This is a genomic window from Photobacterium sp. Alg240-V54 (assembly GCF_900537155.1).
Taxonomy (GTDB): domain Bacteria; phylum Pseudomonadota; class Gammaproteobacteria; order Enterobacterales; family Vibrionaceae; genus Photobacterium.
Window position 1 is genome coordinate 551754 of the sequence record NZ_UNRL01000002.1, and the last position, 24939, is coordinate 576692.

22 protein-coding genes and 1 pseudogene are annotated in these 24939 nt (G+C 38.4%); 12 read left to right on the plus strand and 11 right to left on the minus strand.

Translation table 11 applies throughout. The features are described 5' to 3' along the window. Positions 1-12 precede the first annotated feature (12 nt). Complete coding sequence (gene pyrC, locus G6R09_RS07990; RefSeq protein WP_163921594.1) at positions 13-1044, minus strand: dihydroorotase; 1032 nt, start codon at positions 1042-1044, stop codon at positions 13-15. A 168-nt stretch (positions 1045-1212) separates the two neighbouring features. Beyond that, positions 1213-3216: a methyl-accepting chemotaxis protein gene (locus tag G6R09_RS07995; protein ID WP_240345710.1), complete on the minus strand. Its 2004-nt coding sequence runs from the start codon at positions 3214-3216 to the stop codon at positions 1213-1215. Between the two features lie 351 nt (positions 3217-3567). On the opposite strand from G6R09_RS07995, the gene hinT reads away from it, so the two are divergent. From hinT to G6R09_RS08025, 6 genes are all read left to right on the plus strand, one after another. Then, on the plus strand, positions 3568-3918 hold the full coding sequence (hinT, locus tag G6R09_RS08000; RefSeq protein ID WP_065166223.1) for a purine nucleoside phosphoramidase: 351 nt from the start codon (positions 3568-3570) through the stop codon (positions 3916-3918). Positions 3919-4111: 193 nt separating this feature from the next. Continuing rightward, positions 4112-4507, plus strand: coding sequence for a YcfL family protein (locus G6R09_RS08005; protein ID WP_163921596.1), 396 nt, complete (start codon positions 4112-4114; stop codon positions 4505-4507). 33 nt (positions 4508-4540) lie between these two features. Beyond that, the gene (lpoB, locus tag G6R09_RS08010; protein ID WP_065166221.1) at positions 4541-5134 is read left to right on the plus strand and encodes a penicillin-binding protein activator LpoB; all 594 of its coding nucleotides are present in this window, start codon (positions 4541-4543) and stop codon (positions 5132-5134) included. A gap of 35 nt (positions 5135-5169) precedes the next feature. Beyond that, positions 5170-6102, plus strand: coding sequence for a phosphotransferase (locus G6R09_RS08015; RefSeq protein ID WP_163921599.1), 933 nt, complete (start codon positions 5170-5172; stop codon positions 6100-6102). A gap of 204 nt (positions 6103-6306) precedes the next feature. Beyond that, positions 6307-6846 (plus strand): alpha/beta hydrolase YcfP, encoded by a 540-nt coding sequence (gene ycfP / locus G6R09_RS08020; RefSeq protein ID WP_065176633.1) that lies wholly within the window; start codon positions 6307-6309, stop codon positions 6844-6846. 190 nt (positions 6847-7036) lie between these two features. Continuing rightward, positions 7037-8326 carry an NAD(P)/FAD-dependent oxidoreductase gene (locus G6R09_RS08025; RefSeq protein WP_163921602.1) on the plus strand — a complete coding sequence of 430 codons (1290 nt, stop codon included), beginning with the start codon at positions 7037-7039 and terminating at the stop codon, positions 8324-8326. Between the two features lie 95 nt (positions 8327-8421). Here the strand turns inward: G6R09_RS08025 and G6R09_RS08030 are convergent, their stop codons facing one another. Then, positions 8422-8895: an FKBP-type peptidyl-prolyl cis-trans isomerase gene (locus G6R09_RS08030; RefSeq protein ID WP_060996557.1), complete on the minus strand. Its 474-nt coding sequence runs from the start codon at positions 8893-8895 to the stop codon at positions 8422-8424. Positions 8896-9180: 285 nt separating this feature from the next. Here G6R09_RS08030 and G6R09_RS08035 point away from each other — a divergent pair, with 285 nt between their 5' ends. Beyond that, positions 9181-10185, plus strand: a complete 1005-nt coding sequence (locus G6R09_RS08035; protein ID WP_163921603.1) for a VirK/YbjX family protein — start codon at positions 9181-9183, stop codon at positions 10183-10185. A gap of 190 nt (positions 10186-10375) precedes the next feature. Here G6R09_RS08035 and G6R09_RS08040 read toward each other — a convergent pair. From G6R09_RS08040 to G6R09_RS08055, 4 genes and pseudogenes are all read right to left on the minus strand, one after another. After that, a pseudogene (locus G6R09_RS08040) lies at positions 10376-10549 on the minus strand (DUF2492 family protein); the annotation flags it as partial. Between the two features lie 49 nt (positions 10550-10598). After that, entirely contained in the window at positions 10599-11150 is a 552-nt protein-coding gene (locus G6R09_RS08045) for a GNAT family N-acetyltransferase (RefSeq protein WP_065166218.1), read from the minus strand. Positions 11151-11237: 87 nt separating this feature from the next. Further along, positions 11238-14699 carry a transcription-repair coupling factor gene (gene mfd / locus G6R09_RS08050; RefSeq protein ID WP_163921605.1) on the minus strand — a complete coding sequence of 1154 codons (3462 nt, stop codon included), beginning with the start codon at positions 14697-14699 and terminating at the stop codon, positions 11238-11240. Further along, positions 14689-15273 carry a PilZ domain-containing protein gene (locus G6R09_RS08055; RefSeq protein WP_065166216.1) on the minus strand — a complete coding sequence of 195 codons (585 nt, stop codon included), beginning with the start codon at positions 15271-15273 and terminating at the stop codon, positions 14689-14691. Before G6R09_RS08055 ends, mfd begins: the two co-directional genes overlap by 11 nt. Before the next feature lie 239 nt (positions 15274-15512). On the opposite strand from G6R09_RS08055, the gene lolC reads away from it, so the two are divergent. The 4 genes from lolC to G6R09_RS08075 all read left to right on the plus strand — a co-directional run bounded on the left by lolC (position 15513) and on the right by G6R09_RS08075 (position 19803). Further along, positions 15513-16721 carry a lipoprotein-releasing ABC transporter permease subunit LolC gene (lolC, locus tag G6R09_RS08060; protein WP_065166215.1) on the plus strand — a complete coding sequence of 403 codons (1209 nt, stop codon included), beginning with the start codon at positions 15513-15515 and terminating at the stop codon, positions 16719-16721. Further along, complete coding sequence (gene lolD, locus G6R09_RS08065) at positions 16714-17403, plus strand: lipoprotein-releasing ABC transporter ATP-binding protein LolD (RefSeq protein ID WP_065166214.1); 690 nt, start codon at positions 16714-16716, stop codon at positions 17401-17403. The genes lolC and lolD overlap by 8 nt, the downstream gene beginning before the upstream one ends. Further along, a complete protein-coding gene (lolE, locus tag G6R09_RS08070) occupies positions 17403-18647 on the plus strand; it encodes a lipoprotein-releasing ABC transporter permease subunit LolE (RefSeq protein WP_163921607.1) in 1245 nt (414 codons plus the stop codon). Before lolD ends, lolE begins: the two co-directional genes overlap by 1 nt. A gap of 604 nt (positions 18648-19251) precedes the next feature. Beyond that, entirely contained in the window at positions 19252-19803 is a 552-nt protein-coding gene (locus G6R09_RS08075; protein ID WP_065166212.1) for an outer membrane beta-barrel protein, read from the plus strand. Positions 19804-19896: 93 nt separating this feature from the next. Here G6R09_RS08075 and G6R09_RS08080 read toward each other — a convergent pair whose 3' ends face one another. From G6R09_RS08080 to G6R09_RS08095, 4 genes are all read right to left on the minus strand, one after another. Then, complete coding sequence (locus tag G6R09_RS08080) at positions 19897-20562, minus strand: DedA family protein (RefSeq protein WP_065166211.1); 666 nt, start codon at positions 20560-20562, stop codon at positions 19897-19899. After that, positions 20555-20977: a hypothetical protein gene (locus G6R09_RS08085; protein WP_065176632.1), complete on the minus strand. Its 423-nt coding sequence runs from the start codon at positions 20975-20977 to the stop codon at positions 20555-20557. The genes G6R09_RS08080 and G6R09_RS08085 overlap by 8 nt, the downstream gene beginning before the upstream one ends. Before the next feature lie 185 nt (positions 20978-21162). Next, positions 21163-21720, minus strand: a complete 558-nt coding sequence (locus G6R09_RS08090; RefSeq protein ID WP_036795227.1) for an HdeD family acid-resistance protein — start codon at positions 21718-21720, stop codon at positions 21163-21165. Between the two features lie 311 nt (positions 21721-22031). Next, positions 22032-22556 carry a DUF2062 domain-containing protein gene (locus G6R09_RS08095; RefSeq protein ID WP_065166566.1) on the minus strand — a complete coding sequence of 175 codons (525 nt, stop codon included), beginning with the start codon at positions 22554-22556 and terminating at the stop codon, positions 22032-22034. 30 nt (positions 22557-22586) lie between these two features. Between G6R09_RS08095 and G6R09_RS08100 the strand changes: the two genes are divergently transcribed. After that, on the plus strand, positions 22587-24878 hold the full coding sequence (locus G6R09_RS08100) for a DNA internalization-related competence protein ComEC/Rec2 (RefSeq protein ID WP_065166208.1): 2292 nt from the start codon (positions 22587-22589) through the stop codon (positions 24876-24878). Positions 24879-24939 lie beyond the last annotated feature (61 nt).

Consider the following 24939-nt stretch of genomic DNA (forward strand, 5'->3'; position numbering starts at 1 on the left):
AAAGAGGTTAATTTACACGTTAACAGTCCACGTCATCATTTCGCCAGCTTTAATTGGTACAACGGTATCGCCACCAAATTGCATTTCTTCTGCCACTTTCCATGATTCTTTAATCAAAGTGATGGTATCGGTATTACGTGGTAAACCATAAAAATCAGGGCCATTAAAGCTCGCAAAGCCCTCTAGTTTCTCGAGTGCATTCGCTTGCTCAAATACTTCAGCATACAGCTCAATTGCGGCATGAGCGGTGTAAGAGCCAGCACAACCACAAGCTGCTTCTTTACGACCTTTAGCATGAGGTGCGCTGTCAGTTCCCAAGAAAAACTTCTTGCTGCCACTGGTTGCAGCTTCAATCAGTGCTTGTTGGTGAGTGTTACGTTTTAAAATCGGTAAGCAGTAGAAGTGAGGACGAATACCACCGGCTAACATATGGTTACGGTTAAACAGTAAGTGGTGTGCAGTAATCGTTGCAGCGACATTGTCGCCCGCACTCTGCACAAACTTCACAGCTTCTGCAGTAGTGATGTGTTCAAGTACAATTTTTAGAGATGAGAACTCTTCAACGATAGGAGCAAGTACTGTTTCTAGGAATGCTTTTTCACGGTCGAAAATATCAACGTGATTATGTGTGACTTCGCCATGAATAAGCAGTGGCATACCGACTTCTTGCATCGCCACTAATGCTGGGCGGATGTTATCAATTGAAGTAACACCAGAATCTGAATTAGTGGTTGCACCAGCAGGATATAACTTGGCTGCGTATACATGACCAGATGCTTTGGCTTTTTTAATTTCTTCAGGTGATGTGTTATCTGTCAGGTAGATAACCATAAGCGGAGAGAATGTTGATTTTGGTTGAGCACCAAGAATGCGGTCACGGTAAGCTAAAGCAGATTCTGTATCAGTAACAGGAGGGATCAAATTAGGCATGATAATCGCACGGCCCATATAACGGCTAATATCTCTTACTGTATCTTGTAATACATCGCCATCACGTAAATGTGTGTGCCAATCATCAGGACGAGTAATCGTTAATGTTGTCATTTTGTTTCCCTACCAAAAAATTTGCCCGATTCTAAAAGTATCGTCCTTTGAAGTAAAGTTGATAAATCAAACAATGTGGTTTGCGACGACATTAAATCGCAATCGATTGCTATGGGAGGGTGAAATCGATGAAATACTCACCGATATAAATACCGGTGAGTGGTGGGGTTATAACTTAAATCGACTCACTAGCGTATTTTGCTCGGTGGCTAAATGCTCAAGTTTGACACCAGTATCAGCCATTTCCTCCATCGCGTTATAGCTATTATCGGCAATATGGCTAATATCTTCTAAGCTACGCGCAATTTCAGTGGTCGTACAACGTTGTTCTTCTGCTGCTTGTGCAATTTGGCTGCTCATATCACTAATTTCAATAATGATAGCTTGAATTTCTTCCATTGAGCTATTGGCATTAGAAGCAAGTCCAATACTGTTATCCATTTCTGTTACGCAGCTTTGCATCATATTCATTGCTTGGCCTGAGCTGGTCTGTAAATTTTTGATCATGGCTTCAATTTCAGATGTTGAATCAGTGGTACGTTTAGCTAATACTCGTACCTCATCAGCAACAACAGCAAATCCACGTCCTTGTTCACCGGCTCTAGCTGCCTCAATTGCAGCATTAAGGGCTAATAAATTGGTTTGATCAGCAATGTTACGAATAACATCTAAGATTGAACCAATATTACTGCTCATTTTTTGAAGTTGTTCAACCGCTTGTACTGATTCATCTAAGCGAGTTGAAAGCTGATGGGCGGTATTGATATTACTGGTCATTACTTTACGTCCAGCTGCAGATGCTTGTTCTACTTCATTAACGCGTTCCATGGTTGTTTGAGCACTTTTTGATACATCAGTAACGGAATGCTCCATTTCTATCATTGCAGTGGCAGCTGATGCCGTTTGTTGGCGCTGGCTATTTAACCGTAGTTTCGCTTCTGCAGTAGTTGCATGATTTTCAGTTGCAACGGTACTTAATTCAGATGAAGCATGGCTAATTTGACTTAATATTTGTTGTAAATTTTGAGCTAACATATTGATATGATGACTTAGCTGGTTAAATTCGATAAATTTACTGGTTTCAGTGCGCTGAGTCATATTGCCTGCTGTTAATGCTTCTAGGGTGCTTAACATAGCCATTAATGGTCGGCGTACACTGCGAGCTAAATACCAACCGACGATAATAGCGAGCAATATGACGGCGATACCAATGATCACTGCTTTGGTGACTACATCAGTATAGGTTGTGTCGGCAGTAGTAATGGTGTCAGTCATTTGGCTGTTAGCTTGTTGCGTAAAATCACCAATAATTGTCATTGCTTGATTTATTTCTTTAGCTAAGGTTGCGATATTACTGTAGAGACGATGCTGAGCTTGAATATATTCAAAATGTTGGTCAAGAACACCACCAGTACGACCAATATCAAGTGCGTATTGTTCTACCGATGGGCCAAATGTTTGCTTTAATTTGGGTAGTAATACCGTTAAAGAGCGAAAGGTGTTTCTGAGGTGATTAACACTGACTTTATTACTTTTAATCGCTTTTTCAATTGCAGCAGTATTATCAGAAGCCAATGCATCTAGCGTAATGGTTTCAGTTTCTTTTAACTTCACAAAGTAGTTTTTAGACAGCATCTTAACGGCAAGATTATCTTGTTCGTTAATAAACTCCTTCATGCCGATATTAAGTTCTGTTTGCAGTTGTTGAAATTGACGGGATGATTGCTGGCGTTCATGGGTTGCAAGTAGTAATAAACGGTAGTTTGTCATGGCAACGGTAGCTTCAGTAAAATAACGTTGCTCAAGGTCTGTTAAAGCTTGAATTGAGGTTGTTAATTGAGCGTTATTCTTTGTCACTTGTTCAAGTTGATTACGAGCTTGCTGAAAAACAGCGTTTTGTTTCTCAAACTCAGTACTATAGGTTGCCATCACTTGAGGATCTTGACTGGTGAGAAAATCTTTAAATATCTTGTCTGCAACCAATAACTGTACGCTAACATTATTTGAAACCGAAACGAGAGGAAGAGCATCAGTAGTAATGGATTTTAATTGGTTGTGAATGCGGCTGACACCATCGAGCATAAAGATGATAGTGACAACAAAGAGTGCTACTAAGATAGCAAAACCTAAATACATACGACGTATGACAGAGGTTTGAGGTTTTTTTTTCATAAGATCCCTAATTTCATAAAGGCTAATAACGGTATATTTAAGAATCGTATTGTCCTTATCTAACAATTACCGTTGGTTTCAAACAACGACAAAGGTAATGGATTTAGTCATTGTTATTGATATTTATAATGTTACGTCAGTTTGATTTATCTATCGACGCGAACTTCAAACTCTTGACTGTTTGATAACGACATTGGTGAATATTTTGACGGTTGTTGCAAAATTAACGGTAAAAGATGAAATGTTTAGTGAAAAAAGTGTTTAAAACGGTGTTCAATATTGCTCTGTAAGCATTGGTAGCGCATACTCAACCAAGAATATATTTAAGCTGATTATTAAATGGAGTCAGGTATGGCTGAAGAAACTATTTTTAGTAAGATCATTCGCAAAGAAATTCCAGCAGACATTTTATATCAAGATGAATTAGTCACTGCATTTCGTGATATAAATCCACGTGCGCCAAGCCATATTCTTATTATTCCAAATAAATTACTGCCAACAGTGAATGATGTTGAAGCAGAAGATGAATTAATGATGGGGCGTATGTTTACCGTTGCACGTAAACTTGCACAAAGTGAAGGGATTGCTGAAGATGGTTATCGTTTGATTGTGAACTGCAATCCTTTCGGTGGCCAAGAAGTTTATCATATTCATATGCATCTATTAGGCGGTCGTCCGTTAGGTCCAATGGTTGTCAGTTAATCACTTATAATGACTAGCACAAAACTGTAATCAAATATGTTGATAATAAAGCTTGAGTATGACATCGCTAATTAATAGATAGTGGTGATTTGCTCAAGCTTTTTTGATTCTATTGAGTAAACTGATAATAGGGTGTTAATAAAATAGGTTATCAAATTGAGGAGGCTGCAGCCTAGCTGTACATGAATGTAGCATGAAGTATAGATATGCGTTATCGATATTGTTAGCCGTTCTGGTTACGGGATGTAGTGGCATAACAATACCTGGAATCAGTCTTGAGCAGGGTAATCACCATGTTGTGATTGGTAATACCATATTAGCGAATAAACTTGATTTTAGTCGTTCACAAACAGAGTTGCAGGGTGGCTATTTGCATGCATCTGTTGATGTCACCAATAAAACTGACGCAGCGATATCATTGAGCTATCGTTTTTATTGGTATGATGGTAGTGGTTTAGAGATTTGTCATTCAATACCAACCTTGCAAACATTGATCATTAAACCTAATCAAAGATTGTCACTGCAGGCATTGGCACCGACCACTGCGGCGACACAATACCGTATTGTTGTGCGTGATACACAAAATTAAGCAACAGTAGATAACATTATAAAGGTAATAAAAATGAAAAAGAGTGTAATAGCCTTACTAGCAACAGCAACGTTATTAGGCGGGTGTGCTCAACCGATTAATTATGGTGGTGGATTACATGGTATTGAAAATGCAGTGACAAATTTTGGTGCTAGTGACTTAGAAAAATTATCATCATCAATGGTCGATAAAATGCTGGCTTCAGCAGCGATCCGCTCAATAACAGCGAGTGGTGAACCGATTGTTGTGGTTGATAGTATAAAAAATCAGACCCGTAGCCATGTTGATACTAACGCTTTAACGGCAATGATCAGTGAACGTCTTCAAGATTCAGGTAAGTTCCGTTTTGTTGATCCTGCACGTGTTAAAGCGGTACGTAAACAATTACATTTCAGTCAAGATGACCGTTTTGTTAACCAAAGTACAGCGATTCAATTTGGTAATATGGTTGGCGCACAATATATGCTGTATGGGCACGTATCAACAGTCATGAAATCGACCTCAAACGGCAAACAAGCATATTATAAAATGACAATGCGTTTGATGGATTTAAAATCAGGTACGATTGAATGGTCTGGTCAAGATCAAATTATACAAGCCGCCGCAACTAATAGTGCTACTTGGTAATTTAGACGTATTGGTATCGGGTAAGGAGCAATAATATGGGTGATCATGTGCATTTTAATCATGATCTTTTACGGACTTTACCCGATACTGAGTTTGTTTCAGCATCAAAGTTAGCGGGAGGATTAACTAACCGCTGTTGGAAAGTCGAGTTATTTCATCGTTCAACAAATCAAACCAAACACTATGTATGGCGGCCATTTTCTACTGCGGCTCATGCATTTGGTATTCAACGTCAACATGAATATGATTTATTGACAATGATCTCTGATACGGGCTTAGCCCCTAAACCATTGCAATTGGTTGTTAATAGTCATTCATCAACAGATCAAGTAACAGGGTTGTTTGTTGAATGGCTTGCTGGCATAGAGGCATCTCCCCATTTTTCGAATACGGCACTGTGTCAATTACAGGCAAAAGTGCATCAATTACCAGTACCTTGTTGGCGGCTAGATATTCAACAGCGAGGACTGCATTATTGGCAATATATTGACACTGAACATAAAACACCGCTATTAACGGCCATTTATAATTACTTTCAAAATCACCCAATACCAACAGTGTTTGCTGATTGTTGCTGCCATTTTGATCTCGGGCGCTATAACGTTATTGTGCCATTTTCAAATCAAGGTTCAACGGCGGAAAATGCCAAAATTATCGATTGGGAATATGCTGCGGCAGGTGATCCAAGTTTAGACTTAGCCATGACAATTATTGCCAATGACCTCGATGATGAATTAGCTATAAGTGATTATTGCGACTATCGACAGTTGGTTGACAAAGAAACACACTTTAATAAACATGACTGGTTACAAGCTGTTATTGGTTGGAAACCGTGGTGCCAATATTTAGCATTATTGTGGTATTACGTTGGTTATGATGTTTGGCATCAACCACAATATTTACAACATGCATCGCAATTACAGTTACAACTTATTGAATACATTAATAATGTATTAAGTGATGCATAAGAGAATGTTGTTTAAAAACAATAAGTAAGTTATTAAAAATAGCACTTGAGTTGTAACCGCTATTATCTTGATGAATAGTTTTTTGTAGACGAGATCATAGTTTTTGTTTTAAATTTGTTAAAACACTACTTATATTATGGATTTAACCTCACTATATCGGTATAGATAGTACGTAAAATTATTACTAGATAGTGAGGGGCAACAATGATTATTTATTTACATGGCTTTGACTCTACAAGCCCAGGTAATCATGAAAAAGTATTGCAATTACAATTTATTGATTCTGATGTTCGATTTCTAAATTATAGTACGTTGCATCCTAAGCATGATATGCAACATTTATTGAAAGAAGTGCATAAATTGCTAGAAACCTGCAATGACAAACAACCGCTAATTTGTGGTGTTGGTCTTGGTGGATATTGGGCTGAACGAATTGGCTTCTTATCAGGCATAAAACAAGTAATGTTTAATCCTAATTTGCATCCTGAGCATAATATGGAAGGAAAAATAGACCGTCCTGAGGAATACGAGGATATTCTGACAAAGTGTGTAACAAATTTTCGTAAAAAAAATACAGGAAATTGTCTTTGTATCCTTTCAACTCATGATGAAGTGTTAGATAATCAGCAAACAAAAGATGAGCTAGATCAATTTTACGATATTATATGGGATGAAAATGAATCTCATAAATTTACAAAAATCTCGCAACATCTACAAAAAATAAAAGCGTTTAAAGCGCAGTAACAACGGAACCATTACCTCCTACATATCACAGACGGGTCGTAGATCCGTCTGCCTACGTACGTGAACTTAAATATATAGATACTTTTTCGCCTAGCGGTCTTGATGCTTGATTATTTACGATTAGCAGACTGTTATGCAATTGAGTCTTTGTCAGTTTTTAAAAATCATATAAATTAGAGAGGAAGCTATCTTGACACGTATTATCGTTGTTGGTGGTGGTGCTGGTGGTTTAGAATTAGCCACTAAATTGGGTCGAACATTAGGCCGTAAGCGTCGTGCTGAAGTTACATTGGTTGATCGTCGTGCAAGCCACTTATGGAAGCCATTGCTACACGAAGTTGCAACAGGATCGTTAGATGCTGGTGTTGATGCAATTAGTTATCGCGCCCATGCTAAAAACCATTCATTTGATTTCCAAATGGGCTCATTGCAGGACATTGATCGTGATGCTAAAACCATCACTTTAGCGGCATTATATGACAAGCATAATGAACTATTAGTGCCTGAGCGCTCATTAGAATACGATATTCTAATATTGGCGATTGGTTCTACATCAAATGATTTCAATACTCAGGGGGTACGTGATAACTGTATTTTCCTTGATAGTCCTGAGCAGGCACACCGTTTCCGTAGTGAAATGAATAACCAGTTCATGAAGTTACATGCTAATAAAGATCAAAAAACAGTTGATATTGCAATTGTTGGCGCAGGTGCAACGGGCGTAGAGCTTTCTGCTGAGTTACATAATGCTGTGCAAGAATTACATAACTACGGTTTTGGTGATCTTGATAGTTCCCGTTTAAACATTAACTTAGTTGAAGCTGGCGAGCGTATTTTACCAGCATTACCGCCACGCATATCTCAAGCAGCACATAATGAGCTGACTAAGTTAGGTGTTAATGTTCGTACTGCGACGATGGTAACAAAGGCTGATGAAACAGGCTTAACTACTAAAGATGGTGAACATATTCCTGCGCAAATTATGGTGTGGGCTGCTGGTATTAAAGCGCCTGATTTCATGAAAGATATCGCAGGTCTTGAAACTAACCGTATTAATCAGTTAGTGGTGAAACCAACGCTGCAAACCACTCGTGATGATAACATTTATGTTATTGGTGATTTGGCATCATGTGTGCAAGAAGATGGTTCATTTGTACCACCACGCGCGCAAGCTGCACACCAAATGGCAAGTCGTTGTTTTGCTAATATCGTGGCTAAATTATCTGATCGTGAGCAAAAACCTTACATCTATAGTGACCATGGTTCATTAGTATCATTAAGCCGTTTTTCGACTGTTGGTAGCTTAATGGGTAACTTGTCAAAAGGTTCAATGATGGTTGAAGGCCGTATTGCTCGTATGGTTTACATTTCATTGTATCGTATGCATCAAATGGCGTTACATGGCATGTTTAAAACCGGTTTGATTATGTTAGTGGGTAGAATTAACCGTGTACTTCGTCCTAGTTTGAAATTGCACTAATAAATTAGCGTAATATTAAACTAATAAAAAACGCCAGTATGGTAGTAACTCTTTTGTTAGAGTTCCATACTGGCGTTTTTATTGATGCAGAGAATTTAATTAATTTTAAATAACTCAACATCAAAGATCAGTACTGATCCTGGTGGAATGCTGCCTGCGCCATTATTACCATACGCAAGATTTGCAGGAATAAAGAAACGCACTTTTTCGCCAACAACCATATGTTGTAAGCCTTCCGTCCAGCCCTTAATCACTCGATTTAGTGGAAATGAAATCTTTTCACCACGATCAACTGAACTGTCAAATACAGTGCCATTAATTAATGTACCATGGTAATGGACAGTCACTGTATCTGTTGGTTTTGGATGTTCAGTGCCAGTACCTGGTTGTAATACCAAATATTGTAAACCTGAAGCAGTGGTTTGCACGCCTTGTTTTAGTTTGTTTGCCGCTAGAAATTCCTGTCCAATCTTAATATTTTCTTGTGCGGCTTGTTTGTTGTTGTAAGAGCGATAAAGAAAAAACGCAACCACGGCAGCGATAACCACTGCAATAATAATTTTTGGCACTAGTGTGTCCTTACTGAATAAATTTAACTAATAATATCATTCTCTTTCAGAAGTAACAGTATGAAATAACAATCTAAGAATTAAATTTTAAGGTGGAATATATAATCTTTTTAGTTTTTATAGCATATTGTTAGCATAACTATTCGTAAATAAAAGTTAGTGACGTTTTACATATTATACTGCTAGTTGATTTGAATTCCTGTTACTGTAGTATGCTTATTCTGAATATTGTGATGGTGATTTATTTTCACAAGAAATTATAAGCATAAGGTTGATAGATAGAAAATGAACAATAATCTTAATGATATAAATTTACTTCATCAAGGAGAGTTGACTGATGCGAGTTATAAATTAAATTCTGAGAATTGTTTTTTTAACAATATAAAAAATATTGCTAACCATCTTAATTATAAATCTTCTGGCTGGAAGAAAAAGCGTAAAGACACACGATTTATAATATGGAGCTATTTGCATTACTCACGCTTAAAGCACTTAATAAATACTTTTTTAACACCCAATCTTAGTGTGATATTAGCGTTACATCCACATATTGTAAAAAAACCATTTAAACCTTATTTATGCGTTAATTGGAATAAAAAGCAAAGAATTACTTCGGTAACTCAACATTTTCAATGCATGTCAGAGCTATTCTCGTCTAATTTACCCTTAATTTATCGAGATGAAGGTTATTGTGTATTAGAAATAGAAGATCGTAATGAAGCTAAATATAAACTGATATTAGATCGGGGACAAAATAGGGAAGGAGCGTTAGGTTTACGTTTAGTGAATGATAAGAATCAACGTATCTATATGATAACAATGAATTTGAGCTCAGAACATCAAGGTTCAATGTATATAGGCTCGATACAAGGACCTAATCATGATGTTGAAAATAGAAATGATGTAATAAAAGCCTTAACAAAAGGGTGTCATGGACTTCGACCCAAAGCATTGATTCTTGAATTTGCCATTATGCTTGCCCACAGCTTGGATTTAAAAATGCTATTTGGGATAAGTAATAGATCTCATATGTATCAATCTTGGCGATATATTGGTCGTAAACGTAATGCCGTTACCTTTGATTATGACAGTCATTGGCAAGAATATGGGGCTGAGATTTTTGATGGTAATTTTTATAAAATACCGTTAGAGATTCCTAAAAAAGATTTAGAAAGTTTAAATAGAAATAAAAGGAAGCTATATACTAAACGCTATCAGTGGCTAGAAGATACAGAGTTATTATTTGATACTAACATTTCAAAAATAATAACTAAAATTGATAAATCATAACGTCTCTATTGGTTATTTTTTAAATATATAGACATAACAGAAAAATATAATGCCACCTGTACTTCAAATGTTTGTAGTACAGGTGGTGATCTTATTAATATATAGCGGTTATATCAAATAAATAATGGTAAAGCCGCTACCATTATCCATAAGATAAATAGGGTTATGTACCAATTGAACGATAATTATCTTAATGCTGACAGATATTATCTCTATTGGTGTGTAAGAGATCACCATCAAGAGTGATCTTATTGCGAGATAAAAGAAACGTTAGCAGTGCATCTAATGAAAGATCGTTAAGTTTACAAGTATGAAACCGAACCTCGGTTCCCCAATGTTGCTCGACATAAGTGTGTAATGTTTCAAGGGTGAAAGGTACTGATGCATACTAATATCAATGCCGATAATAAGGTTTAATATAAATCTTGTGGTATCAGAGAATACACATAGCCATTGATTGGTTTATTTCTATAAAAAATACGATTTCTTGCTTCGCATTCAAAAATAGCATTACAAGCTAATGCGGTCTTTTGACTGGCGTAGTTATCAATATGAGTAATAATTTCTAGTCGAGTAAGACCTAATATTTGAAAGCCAAATTGAATAATAGCGAGACTCGCTTCCGTCGCTATGCCTTGGCGATGATAATTGTGGCTGATCCAATAGCCGAGATTAGCGGAATTAAATAATGGCGTAATAGCACTGAGCGAAACTGTACCTACAAAATCATCATTAAAACGATCAAAAATCGCTAACTCATAGCTGTAATCATGCTGCCAACTTAAACGACTAGCGGCGATCCACTCATGGGCTTGTTGTTGGTCAAAATCACTGTCACACCATTCTAACCACGGCTCAAGGTAAGGTGCTGATTGACTAACTGCTTCAAAAAAGGCGTTTAAATCGACAGTTTTAAATGGCCGTAAAATAAGCCGTGGTGTGGTAAGTTGGTAATCAAGTTTCATGATAATAGTGGTCTATGAAGTGATAGTCGGTAAGGTAATAATGATACTAAAGAAAAACCCTAGACGAGTATCTAGGGTTAGTCGGTATTAGATCATATTTTCTCTAAATTGGTTAAGCAGATCTTCAATAAATTTAATTCTCTTTTTACGATCTGGTTGTTCCGATACAATTTTGAGTTTAGTTGGTCCTTCCATTCTAAAGTGCTGCGGTTGTGTTTGTAGTAAGCCGACTAGAAAATGAGGGTTAATAGCTGCATCTTGTTTAAATTCAAAATAACCGCCTTTTTCATTACTCTCTACTTTCTTAACCCCAATAATGGCAGCTTTGAGTTTAAGACTATTCACTGTTAACAGGTTAGTTGCCGCTTCTGGTAACAAACCAAAGCGATCAATTAACTCAACTTTAATTTCATTAAGTTCATTGTCATTGGTTGCACTTGCAATACGCTTATAGAGCGATAAACGGGTATTAATATCAGGAATATAATCATCAGGTAGCAATGCTGGAATACGCATTTCTACCTCAGCTTGCTGCTTGAGTAAGTCATCAAGTGTTGGCTCTTTACCTTCACGTAATGATTCAACGGCTTGTTCTAGCATTTCCATGAATAAGCTAAAACCAACGGATTGAATTTGACCACTTTGCTCGTCACCCAATAATTCACCAGCACCACGAATTTCTAAATCATGGGTTGCTAGAGTAAAGCCGGCACCAAGATCTTCTAATGATGCAATGGCTTCTAAGCGTTTAACCGCATCTTTGGTCATCCGTTTAGGATGGGGTGTCAGTAAGTAAGCATAGGCTTGATGATGAGAACGACCCACACGACCACGTAACTGGTGTAATTGGGCTAAACCGAGATTGTCTGCACGATCCATAATAATGGTATTAGCGCTAGGTACATCGATACCCGTTTCAATGATAGTAGTACAAACTAAGACATTAAAACGTTGGTGGTAAAAATCACCCATGATCTTTTCAAGTTCACGTTCACGCATTTGACCATGTGCAAAAGTGACTCGTGCTTCTGGAATCAATTTAGCCAAATCTGCTGTGGTTTGCTCGATGCTATCGACTTCGTTATGCAGGAAGTAAACCTGACCACCACGGCTGATTTCACGCAATATGGCTTCGCGAATAATATTTTCATCACTTTGACGAACAAAAGTTTTGATTGCTAGACGACGCGCGGGTGGCGTTGCAATGATCGATAAGTCACGCATACCACTCATTGCCATATTAAGCGTTCGAGGGATGGGTGTTGCAGTTAGCGTTAGAATATCAACGTCGGCTCGAATCGCCTTAATCTTTTCTTTTTGGCGGACACCAAAGCGGTGTTCTTCATCAACCACCAGTAACCCAAGATCATGGTAGTTAACGCTACTATTAAGCAGTTTGTGAGTACCAATAAGAATATCAATCTTACCTTCTTCAACATCTGCCAGAATCTGTTTTTGTTCTTTGGCTGTTTTAAAACGAGATAGCACTTCAACGCGAATCGGCGTATTAGCAAAGCGATCGCGAAAGTTCTCGAAATGCTGCTGCGCTAATAGTGTTGTCGGTACTAAGATCGTTACTTGTTTATTATTGTCAACAGCAACAAAGGCTGCTCGCATTGCGACTTCTGTTTTACCAAAACCAACGTCACCACAGACTAGACGATCCATCGCTTTAGGTTGGCACATGTCAGACAGTACCGCGTTAATCGCTAATGCTTGATCGTAGGTTTCTTCATAAGGGAAACTGGTACAGAAATCAGCATAGCTTTCACGATCAAGTTTAAATTTAAAGCCTGGTTTTAGCTCACGCATGGCGTAAACTTCCAGTAATTCTGCTGCAACGTCACGTACTTTTTCAGCAGCTTTACGGCGCGCCTTAACCCACGCTTCACCACCTAATTTATGAATCGGTGCGGTTTCTTCAGCGCCACCGGAATAACGACTAATAAGGTGCAGTGAAGCGACAGGTACATACAGTTTTGCACCACCTTGATATTCAAGGGTGACATATTCAGTTTTAATGCCGCCAGCTTCTAGCGTTTGTAAACCTTGATAACGTCCAATACCATGATCGATATGAACCACAGGCTGACCGACTTGTAATTCAGCCAGATTACGAATAATGGTATCAGCATTAACCGTGGTCTTTTTATCATTACGGCGACGTTGTTGAATACGCTCGCCCAATAAATCACTTTCACAAATAAAAGCGACAGCGGGTTTTTCTAGAATAAAACCGTTTTCAGCGGCACCAATAACAAGGCAATGCTTGGCTTTTTTATCAGCCATTGCTGCTTCAAGACTATCAAAAACAGTTGGACGAAGCTTTATTCGAGCTAATAAATCAAATAGTGCTTCGCGGCGACCTTCTGAAGCCACCGAGAAAATAATTTTTCCTTTAAATTGCTCAGTAAACTGACGCAGTTCAGCGAACGGCTCTTTAAGTTGATGATTAATAGTAATAGCTGGAACAGCGGTTAATGCAGGGTTATAACGGCCTACTTTTTCATCATCAATTGGATCGCGTTGTATTCTTACTCGTGGCAGTTGCTTAAAGCCACTAAACATTTCATCTTTAGTTAGCCATAATTCTTTAGGGGCGAGTAATGGTCGTAATGGATCAACGCGACGCTGATCATAGCGGTACTCTGCATCGTGCAAGAAGGTGTCTACCGCTGGCTCTAAATCACCTAAGGTCACCAATAATGCATTGCTAGGTAAATAATCAAACAAGGTTTCGGTATGATCAAAAAACAGTGGCTGCCAATATTCGATACCTGTTGGCCAGATTTTCTTACTGACTTGTTGATAAATAGATTCAGGCTCACGGCGTGCTTCAAAACGTTCACGCCAGCGCATACGAAAGTTTTCAATCGCTAATTCATCCGTTGGGAACTCATGCGCTGGTAGAAGATCTATCGTGGCGATTTCTGCTGTTGAACGTTGATTTTCAGGATCAAATTGGCGAATAGAATCAACTTCATCATCAAAAAAATCGATTCGGTAGGGTGCGTTACTACCCATAGGAAAGAGATCAACCAATGAACCTCGGCTTGCATATTCACCATGCTCCATCACTTGATCAACATGACGATAGCCTGATGCCTCTAATTGAAGACGCAATTTCTCTAGCGAAATCCGATCGTCTTTTTTGACAATTAAGGCATGCTTATGAATAAATTCTTGAGGCGTAAGGCGCTGCAATAGCGTACTGATAGGAACTAATATAATGCCATTTTTTTGAGTTGGCATTTTATATAAACGTGCGAGACGCTCAGAGATAATATCTTGATGAGGTGAGAAATTATCATACGGCAGTGTTTCCCAATCAGGAAAAACATGGACATCAATATCACAAAATTGAGTTATTTCAGGCTGCAGTTTTAGTGCCGTTTGAGTATCAGCAACAACAGTAAGTATCGGCCCGTTATGTTTGGCCGCAATTTCTGCTAATGACAACGCCAACGCAGAACCTGATAAATTACCGATGTAACGATTATCCCCAGATTTTTTAGGTACGGGAATGGAAAGTAATGTTTTATTCGTCATTGTTATTATTCATGTTTCGTTGTTGGGCCCGCTGACGTAAAAGCTTTTGTTGGCAATGCAGTGCGGCACGGATTAATAAATCACGATCGTCTTCTAACAGTCGCGTGTAATGAAGCTGAATTAAAAAACGATCCTCTAAAACGGAGCAGTTAACCACCTCAGCATAACAATAAATTGCCGCTGCAGGGTGATCTAAAAATAGTTTAACGGTGACATTTTGCCCAATCGGAAATTCATGTGAGCTATAAAAGCTTACATTACTCGCACCAAAGGTCTCGGTTATATATCGATAAGTAGCATTATCTTGTTGAGATAGCACGTAAGATAACAGTAGGTTTATTTTACTATTTTGAGCGCTAAGGTAATCGACTAAGAGTTTACTGTCTTGTTTGCCAAATCCAGCTAATAGCCGTTCTGCATTTTCTTCGAGCGTGTTACATTCGCTCGAGATACGGAACAGTGGCGGTATTTCAGCACGAAAGGTGTCGACATCGGGGAGTGGTTTTCCATCAGTTAATGGTTCGACATTGATTGTTAGTCCTAAGTGAACTGAAAAATATTCATCTTGTCTCATTACTTACTCACTGCCTGTTAGTTGTCATCGGCGTTGTCACTATTGAGGTTATGTAACCCAGATTATATCGTGACATGTGGGTTAATTATTACTTAGAGCGTACCGACGAGCAAGTGATCTCCGTTAAGCGGCTATCTTTTACTCACTGTTTTTACATTACATTTACCTTGCTAGATGGTAAACCGTGCCGTTAACGCGTATTCTTGAGTCATCAAATAAAGGAGTGGTTTTTTAAGCCTATGTTTCATCCTGTATCTTTTTTTATTGGTTTACGTTATTTACGAGGACGTTCAGGTGACCGTTTTAGTCGCTTCGTTTCTTATATGTCAACCGCGGGTATTACTGTTGGAGTGATGGCATTAATTACCGTAATGTCAGTCATGAACGGTTTTGAACAACAACTCAAAGACCGAATTTTAGGTGTGTTACCGCAAGCTGTTGTAACGCATGCTGATGGGCGAGTTCCATTATCTGAGCAGGTTCCAACAGTACTCAAGCAATTGCCACATGTAACTAAAGTTACGGCAATTACACGGGGTGAAACTATCATTCAAAGTGCGAATTCGTTAGCCGCTGGAATGATGATAGGTATTGAACCAAACCAATATGATCCGATTGCTGATCATTTAATGGTGGGTTCATTAAAAGACCTTCAGCCAGGTAGTTTTAACGTAATTATTGGTCAAGCACTGGCTGTTGAATTAGATATTCAGCCGGGTGATAAAATTCGTCTTATGGTCACTAGTGCCAGCCAATTTACCCCTTTAGGTCGCTTACCTAGTCAGCGAAATTTTACCGTGTCTGGAATTTACGATACCGGATCTGACGTTGATAAACAGTTAGTTTTCACTAATATTTCTGATGCAGGTCGATTATTACATTACAAACTAGATCAAATGTCAGGCTGGCGGTTGTACCTTGATGATCCATTTGCCGTCACTGAACTTGCAAAAATACCGTTGCCTAATGATTGGAAATGGTCTGATTGGCGTGAACAACGTGGTGAATTATTTCAAGCGGTTAAAATGGAGAAAAACATGATGGGGCTAATGTTAGGACTTATCATTGGTGTCGCTGCGTTTAACATTATTTCCGCATTAATCATGGTTGTAATGGAAAAGCAAGCGGAAGTGGCAATTCTAAAAACCCAAGGTATGACCCATCGACAGGTACTGACACTATTTATGGTTCAAGGCTCAAGTAGCGGTGTTATTGGCGCATTATTAGGTGGCATTTTTGGTGTGATACTGTCTCATTATATAAATCCAATTATGGCATTTTTCGGTGTTAACCTCGCTGCAATTGGTGGTTCTCTACCGGTAGATTTTGAGCCGATGCAAATTTTGGCTGTTATTGTTGGCGCTATTATTTTGAGTTTATTAGCGACTATTTTCCCTTCTTATCGTGCGGCCGCTGTCCGTCCTGCTGAGGCTCTTCGTTATGAATAATGCTTTATTATCTTGTCAGCAATTATGTAAAACCTATCAAGAAGGTCAATTACAAACTGAAGTATTAAAACAGGTCAATATTGAAATAGCAGATCATGAATTAGTTGCTATTGTTGGTTCTTCAGGTTCGGGTAAAAGTACCTTATTGCATATTTTAGGGGCACTAGATGAACCGACTAACGGCGAAGTGTTTTTTAAAGGGCAGCGGTTAGATACATTAAGTTCAAATAAACAAGCCAAAATCCGTAATCAAGATATTGGTTTCGTGTATCAATTTCACCATTTGTTAGCTGATTTTACTGCCACAGAAAACGTGGCAATGCCATTATTGATTGGTGGCGTTGCCGTTAGTGAGGCGCGTACTCGTGCTCAAGATATGCTGGCAATGGTGGGTTTAGATCATCGTTTTGAACATCGCCCATCAGAATTGAGTGGTGGTGAACGCCAACGGGTTGCTATTGCTCGTGCATTAGTTAATAACCCAGCGATTGTGCTTGCCGATGAGCCAACAGGTAATTTAGATCACCAAACAGCATTAGATATTTATGATTTGATGCGTAAGTTAAATGCAGAATCTGGTACTGCATTTTTAGTGGTAACTCATGATAGGCAGTTAGCATCAAAACTTGATCGCTGTATGTACATGCAAGATGGCATTTTAGCAGAGGTTAAGGAGAAGTAATGTTTCGTCCTTTATCCCTCTATATAGGTAGCCGATTTAACCGTTCTAAAAAACGCAATCGAATGGTGTCATTTATCTCATTGTCATCAATGCTTGGTATTGCGGTTGGGGTTGCAGTGATCATCATTGGTTTATCTGCAATGAATGGTTTTGAACGTGAGCTACAAACGCGAGTACTGTCTGTTATTCCTCAAGGTGAGTTACAAGCAGTAGAACCGCCATTGAACAATTGGAAACCACTATTAAAGCAAGTTGAGCTGCACCCACACATTACAGCTGCAGCGCCTTATGTTGAATTTACAGCACTGCTTGAAAGAGGCGCCAAACTAAAAGCCGTTGCTGTGCGTGGTGTCGATCCTAAAGAACAGCTTAAAGTGAGTGAGTTGCCTCATTATGTAAAGAATAATGCATGGTCAACTTTCACTGCCGGTAAGCGCGAGGTGATCTTAGGGCAAGGTGTTGCAACTAAACTGAAATTAAAGGTCGGTGATTGGATCACCGCGATGATTCCAAATACCGATCCTGAAATGAAGTTAAGAGCGCCTAAACGTATTCGTCTACAAGTTGTGGGCTTGCTTGCGTTAGGCGGACAGATCGATCACAGTTTAGCGATCGTACCGTTACAAGATGCACAACAATATTTAGATATGGGGCAGGGTGTTTCTGGCATCGAGATGAATGTTGATAATGTGCTTGATGCTCAACAAATAGTAAAAGAAGTTGGCGATACTTTACCTGTTTATGTCTACTTAAAGAGCTGGACACAAAAATACGGCTATTTATACCGTGATATTCAAATGGTACGCACCATTATGTATTTAGTGATGGTATTAGTGATAGGTGTGGCTTGTTTTAATATTGTTTCAACGCTGATGATGGCTGTAAAAGATCGTGCCGCAGATATTGCCATTTTACGCACAATGGGGGCAAGTGATCGGCTGATTAAAGCTATCTTTGTTTGGCATGGCGTATTATCAGGTGTGCTTGGTAGTATTATTGGTTCGATATTTGGATCCTTAGTTGCGATTAATTTAACCCATATTGTACGAGTAATAGAGAAAATTATCGGACATAGGTTCCTATCAGGTGATATCTATTTTGTCGATTTCTTACCAACACAATTAGCTTGGCAGGATGTTGCAATTGTTACGGCAACAGCGATTGTATTGAGTTTACTCGCAACATGGTACCCAGCAACTCGTGCTAGTCGATTACAACCTGCTCGTGTATTAAGTGCAAAGTAATAACCGATTTGGATTATATCGGTGTAGATAATAAAAAACGGAGCTTCGGCTTCGTTTTTTTATGGGAGTATTTGAGCGATATTAGTGATTAAAGTAATAGTAACTATGATCTCCCTCGTAAGATGTTGGTTTTTTATTATCAATCAGTAAATAAGTTCATTTTAATAGATAAATAAACATAAAAATAAGATCTAAAAGTAATTATTTTGACGGTTAATTGATAATTATGGTTATTTTTTGACCAAACATGTGATTATTTTGACAATAACAAACATTGTTTTTTTTATTTTATGCGCTGTGATTTTCAGTGTTTTCGTTGGCTGGATTATAAAAAAGTACCAATCGCCAGTACTGATGCTGGCTGAGGTTTGTCAATGATTGCTGATCAGGAAATTTGTTATATATAAATTACGAACACTGTTCTTTTTTTTGTGAATTTATATTTTTTAATTTAACAGTGTCATTTTTACGTGATAATTTGTCGTTACTTAAATACGAGTATGCTGTTGTCGTTATTGGAAAGGGATTTACCCTGCATCGATATGACTATTAATTATAATGGACAGCTATTTGTTTATAAAAAAAACACAATTTAGGAATTAACATGAAAAAGAATGCACTTGGTTTATTAGTAGCTTTTGCTGTAATGGCTCCTGTAGCAGCACAAGCAGCTGTTCAACTTCCTGCTGGCACACAAGAGATTGGTGTTCAAGGTAATGCTAAGCTTGGTAGCGGTTGGGATCTAAACTTAAACGGTTCTTACGGTACTTTCGTAAAAGACAACTGGGAAGTTGGTGGTACTGCATCTGTTGCAGCTAAAGATGAAAACGATGCAATTAGCGGTAAGCTAGGTGTATTCACAGAGTACAACTTTGTTAACTCTACTAACTGGGTTCCTTACGTAGGTGTTGCAACTGAGCTTGCTGCTCTAAACTACAACAACAAAGATGGTGCTGGTTCTGACTTTGGTAAGAGTGGCGATTCTTGGGCACTTAACCTTAAACTAGCTGGTGGTGTTAAGTACTTCATCAATCCTAACGTTGCTCTAAGCGCAGAAGTTAACTACAACATCGCAACTGACGATATTGAGTTCTCTGGCAACAAAGCGAAAGACAGCCTAACAAACATCGTATTCGGTACTCGCTTCTACTTCTAAGTTTAAGCCCGTATACAGATGATAAAAAACCCGCTAACTGTTAGCGGGTTTTTTTATAGCTATTGATTAGTATATTGTTACTGTAAACAGAGATTAAGCGATGTTATTTTTTTTAAAACGCTTCAGCAGCCAGCTACTTAACAGACTAATGATTGCGATACCTAAAGTAACAAAAGGCGCAACCATCAATACCATGGTAGTCACACGCGCAACATTTTCTGGTAATAACGTTAATAAGTAACCTAGCCCTGTTAGCAGTAATACCCATGCCGTTGCACTTAGCCAAGCAAAGCGGAAGAAGTGGGCTTGATTCTTAACCCTAAATCCCATCATTAATGGCAATAGTGGGCGTACAACTGGAATAAATCGTGCAGTAAACAAAGCTACGATACCATGGCGAATAAGCAGCTTATCGACAGTCTGCATTCGATGAGGTGGCACCATATCGACCCACCGTTTTACCTTGGGTAAATGATCAAGCCAGCGACCTTGTAAATATGCCAACCAACTACCAACTGCAGCAGCAACAATTAATAAAAACACAATCAGTTTAAAATCAATGATCCCCATAGCACCTAATGTGCCTGCTAAAATAACAATACTGTCGCAAGGTAGCGGTGCAGCAGGTAAAAATGCGCTTTCCAGCCAAATAACAAAGGTGACACAAAAATAGATCATTACAATACTTTCTGGGTTTTGTAATGCTGCAAAATCTTGTTGCCATAGCGCTGAAAAAATAGATACAAATGAATCAAGCATCTATGTAGTCCTTGTAGTCAGAGTCATAATTAAAGTAAATGTCGCGGTAATTGAGTAACCTTAACTGCCTACGACTATGGGTAAAACGGTATTGAAAATTAGCAAGCTCAAGAAGTGGATACCGTTGATGCTTAGAATAATGACTTATTATTGGGTGTAATCGCTGAGTGGCATTGTTGTCACAATTTAGAGCAGGAACAAAATTCTTTTTCTCGGTTTTTGATAGCTGTCGTGTTTTATGAGTATTATTCGATAAAATAATGACATTATCGTTCCAGTTTTCTTCATTACTGGTAACGCTAAATGCTGACATTGAATGTAAAGCATACTGGAAGGATGTTGCTGGCGTAGTTATACTCGTTGCGTTTATTAATAAAACGCTTAGCAGTAAGCTAAATAGAGTAAGATAACCCATCAACAGTATCACCTAAGTATAAAAAAAACACTTTTACTTAAATTTTCGACTAAAGGCAATATTTTTATAATAAATTGTGGCTAAAATGATTTGTTAGTTATGTTTATGGTAAGTTATTATTTGAATTATAAAGAAAAAGCTTCAGTAGAGTACTGAAGCTTTAATAATCATTTTAATATTAGTCTTTACTTATGAAGTGCTTTTTTCATTTGTGAACCAATGAAAATAAAGCTAATTCCTTCAAATATTAATGAAACCCCAACAAAAATTCCTAATAGCGACATTGAAAACTCTGGGTTGTGCATTAAATTAAAGAAATACACCCCAATTGCGGTAGACAATAAGCCACTGAATACAATCCAGCGCCAGCCTGCAAGATGCTCTCGACTGCTAAAGCCAAACACCATTCGTGTAATACCGTTAAAGACCATAGTTGCAATCATTAGTACGGTAATAGTGACTAACCCAATAAAAGGTTGTCCTAAAATAAATAAGCCGCCAATGAGGTAAAAGAGTGCACTAATGACATACCATATCTTGGTTTTCCATTGTGGAATACTAAAGGTGTGATAAACCTGTACCAATCCAATGACTAAAAAGATCACACCAATAATTGTGGTGATCGTCATACCTGCTGCAACAGGTAAGCTAATGGCAAAAATACCTGCAAGAGCCACTATTACGCCAACGATGACAAACCATTTCCAGCCTTTTGTCAGTAAATTTTTCACTGGGTTTTCCATCTTATTTCCCTTTAATTAATTATTAATGTTTATTTAGCTGTTAGCTAAGTGACTGCTATTTAAGGATGTATTCTCGTTTAATAGTATACTGAACAATAGTAATTACTATTAGGTATAAAATGCAACTAATTAGCAATATAAGTTTTTGATGGGGTGTTTGAAGGGATAATGGTCAATAGATGTGCGGTAGATCGGCTAATAGTGAAAGGGTGAGTAAGCGCAGCTAAAACAGTGGGGGCTATTTCTCAAAAAAAAACGATTAACAATAAAACTCCACCGTGATGGAGTTTTATTATGATAAAAAATAATTGTTAGTGCGCTTTAGGAATACGAAATTTACGGCGATTCCAGCTACGTACAACTGAGTAGCGCCATAGCCAGCGAATACCAAAATATCCGATTAACGCACTTAAAACGCTACAGATAAAACAGCCTAGTAAAAATGGAGGACCGATTTGGCTCATTTGATTTAACAAGAAATCCCATGTTAATTCAAAATGAAATCCAACATCTGGACTGTGTAATACCCACGCACCGAGTTTGTAAGCGCCGTAAAAGAGTACCGGCATAGTAACAGGATTACTGACCCATACTAGCGCGACAGAGAGCGGTAAATTGACACCAAACATAATAGCTAAACCTGCAGCCATTAACATTTGACTAGGAAGTGGAACAAAGGCCATAAACAGACCTACAGCAAATGCACCAGACGCTGAGCGACGGTTTAAACACCATAGATTAGGGTTATAAAGTAGATTCCCAAATATTTTCAACGCTTTTTGGCGTTTAATTACTTCATGGCTAGGCAGAAATTTTTTAATGAAATGTCTTGGCATAATGATTTTTTTTAAACTGGCTAAGGCCATATGGTTCAAATATTTATAACGAGTATCAGCGGTTTTCTATCGTTACATTTTTTTAATATATTACCACCATATTGGTATTTATTATTACTAATAGCTGTTGGCGGTATTATATTTATAGTGTGTCGAAATGTTATCGTTATTTGCTTTTCACTCGCTATATTATGGGCTGTTTTTGATGCTAATCAATATATTAACGACATAGATAGCATTCCAAAAAACAGAACTAATATTACCATAGATGTTAGCGTTAGTACGCTTTTTAATGAAAATATACCCATTGAGAATTTTGAGGTCAAAGTGCTCAACCTACATTCCGCCAAGGTTGATTTTGTTTTTCCAGTGCGGTTAATGGTGATGTGGAAAAATCCGCCCCCGTTGAAGCAAGGGCAAGTATGGCGATTACCGGTAAGGTTAAGTCGTATTGTCGGTCGAGTTAATCAAGCTGGCTTTGATGGTGAACAATATGCTTTAAGTCGCGGTATTCATGGTAGTGCGGTAGTAAACAGCGGTGATGTGATCCCAATACGACTATCTTCCTCCACCTCATTGAGACAGCAATGGTTAGATCAAATTACGCCATTACTGAAAAATCGTGATAATCAAAGTTACTTAACTGCATTAAGCTTTGGGCTAAGAGATGGACTTAAAGCGCAAGACTGGGTTTATCTTCGTGATAGTGGTTTGGCGCATCTGTTAGCAATATCTGGGCTTCATATCGGACTTGCGATGTTAATGGGGTGGTGGTTAGGTTATCTATTGCGGTTATGTCTTCCTCAAACACATTATTGGTTATGGCTACCGTTATTGAGTGGATTGGCGTTTGCATTAGGCTATGCATGGTTAGCGGGGTTTAGTTTACCCACCTTACGTGCACTGTTAATGTGTTTAATCGTAGGCATTTTAAGAGTAACTGCAATCTATTGGCTACCGTGGCAAGTGGTATTAGTAACTGTCGGCCTCTGCTTATTGTGGCAACCTTTTGTGAGTTATAGCGCAGGGTTCTGGCTGTCTTTTAATGCGGTTATTATTTTTTTAGCCATGATGATGACAGATAACTCACCGAATTTGGCGACGTTACCTTGGTATCAACGCGGATATCAAAAGCTAAAGCACCTCTGTAAGTTACAAGGCTATTTATTACTCTTGATGTTGCCAATGCAATGGTGGTGGTTTGGTGGTGTATCTTTAGCAGCACCATTAACCAATTTAGTTGCCGTGCCTTGGGTTAGTATTATTACCGTTCCCTTAGTGTTAATGGGTGTCATCACCTCATGGTGGCCGTGGCTATCATCATGGTGTTGGCTACTGGCTGATGTCTCACTAAGCCCTATTCTAAATATTGCAGCATGGAGTCATGGTGCATGGATGATGTTACCTGCAGCTTTAACACCATGGCTGGTGATTGGTGCAATAACGATCGTTGTATGGCCATTATTACCAATATGGTTTTTTCGATGGTTTTATTGCAGTGTGATTTTTATTGTGATGAGTTGGCGTTGGGAAAATAATCATCAACCACGACAATGGACACTCAGTGTGTTAGATGTGGGTCACGGCTTAGCTATCTTAATTGAAAAACAGCAGCGAGTATTTATTTATGATACGGGGAATTCGTGGAATGAAAACAGCATTGCAAAATCCGTTATTACTCCAATATTGGCCAATAAAGGAATAACCGCGATTGATGGGTTAATTTTGAGTCATGCTGATAGCGATCATGCTGGGGGTAGTGAGTATCTTATTCAGCGCTATCAGCCTGCTACTAAATACAGCAGTGATCAACGAGCAGAATTTTCTGAGTGTGTTATAGGGCAAACATGGCAGTGGCAAGGTCTTGATTTTGTAGTTAAGTGGCCACCTAAAGCAACAGGGCGAGCAACCAATTCAGATTCTTGTGTTATTCGAATTCAAGCGATAGATGGTCATGGACCAAGTATTTTATTAACAGGGGATATTGACGCTAAATCAGAATTAGTGATGTTAATGCAAACTCAAGCTTGGCAGGCTGACATTATTATAGTGCCACATCATGGCAGTAACACCTCCTCAACTCAAACTTTACTGAGTGCTATTGCAGCATCACTTGCTGTTGCTTCCATCGGTCATTTTAATCCGTGGGGACTGCCGTCACAAGCGGTTAAAAAGCGCTATCAAGATAACCATATTGATTGGCTCAGCACTCAAGATAGTGGTCAAATAACGATTACAATGACAGCAGATGATTATAGTGTAAAAAGACAACGTCATTATTCTCAAGACTGGTATCGACCACACTGGTTGACTAAACAATAAAATAATAACCATGATTAGGGTGTTAGTGGTGTTTTTATGAGCAGAAAAAACCCTTTAATAA

Bases quoted from the DNA above. Each gene is read 5' to 3' on its own strand.
- pyrC (WP_163921594.1), bottom strand. From the start codon at position 1,044: ATGACAACATTAACGATTACTCGTCCTGATGATTGGCACACACATTTA.
- G6R09_RS07995 (WP_240345710.1), bottom strand. From the start codon at position 3,216: ATGAAAAAAAAACCTCAAACCTCTGTCATACGTCGTATGTATTTAGGT.
- hinT (WP_065166223.1), top strand. From the start codon at position 3,568: ATGGCTGAAGAAACTATTTTTAGTAAGATCATTCGCAAAGAAATTCCA.
- G6R09_RS08005 (WP_163921596.1), top strand. From the start codon at position 4,112: ATGAAGTATAGATATGCGTTATCGATATTGTTAGCCGTTCTGGTTACG.
- lpoB (WP_065166221.1), top strand. From the start codon at position 4,541: ATGAAAAAGAGTGTAATAGCCTTACTAGCAACAGCAACGTTATTAGGC.
- G6R09_RS08015 (WP_163921599.1), top strand. From the start codon at position 5,170: ATGGGTGATCATGTGCATTTTAATCATGATCTTTTACGGACTTTACCC.
- ycfP (WP_065176633.1), top strand. From the start codon at position 6,307: ATGATTATTTATTTACATGGCTTTGACTCTACAAGCCCAGGTAATCAT.
- G6R09_RS08035 (WP_163921603.1), top strand. From the start codon at position 9,181: ATGAACAATAATCTTAATGATATAAATTTACTTCATCAAGGAGAGTTG.
- G6R09_RS08045 (WP_065166218.1), bottom strand. From the start codon at position 11,150: ATGAAACTTGATTACCAACTTACCACACCACGGCTTATTTTACGGCCA.
- mfd (WP_163921605.1), bottom strand. From the start codon at position 14,699: ATGACGAATAAAACATTACTTTCCATTCCCGTACCTAAAAAATCTGGG.
- G6R09_RS08055 (WP_065166216.1), bottom strand. From the start codon at position 15,273: ATGAGACAAGATGAATATTTTTCAGTTCACTTAGGACTAACAATCAAT.
- lolC (WP_065166215.1), top strand. From the start codon at position 15,513: ATGTTTCATCCTGTATCTTTTTTTATTGGTTTACGTTATTTACGAGGA.
- lolD (WP_065166214.1), top strand. From the start codon at position 16,714: ATGAATAATGCTTTATTATCTTGTCAGCAATTATGTAAAACCTATCAA.
- lolE (WP_163921607.1), top strand. From the start codon at position 17,403: ATGTTTCGTCCTTTATCCCTCTATATAGGTAGCCGATTTAACCGTTCT.
- G6R09_RS08075 (WP_065166212.1), top strand. From the start codon at position 19,252: ATGAAAAAGAATGCACTTGGTTTATTAGTAGCTTTTGCTGTAATGGCT.
- G6R09_RS08080 (WP_065166211.1), bottom strand. From the start codon at position 20,562: ATGCTTGATTCATTTGTATCTATTTTTTCAGCGCTATGGCAACAAGAT.
- G6R09_RS08085 (WP_065176632.1), bottom strand. From the start codon at position 20,977: ATGGGTTATCTTACTCTATTTAGCTTACTGCTAAGCGTTTTATTAATA.
- G6R09_RS08090 (WP_036795227.1), bottom strand. From the start codon at position 21,720: ATGGAAAACCCAGTGAAAAATTTACTGACAAAAGGCTGGAAATGGTTT.
- G6R09_RS08095 (WP_065166566.1), bottom strand. From the start codon at position 22,556: ATGCCAAGACATTTCATTAAAAAATTTCTGCCTAGCCATGAAGTAATT.
- G6R09_RS08100 (WP_065166208.1), top strand. From the start codon at position 22,587: ATGGTTCAAATATTTATAACGAGTATCAGCGGTTTTCTATCGTTACAT.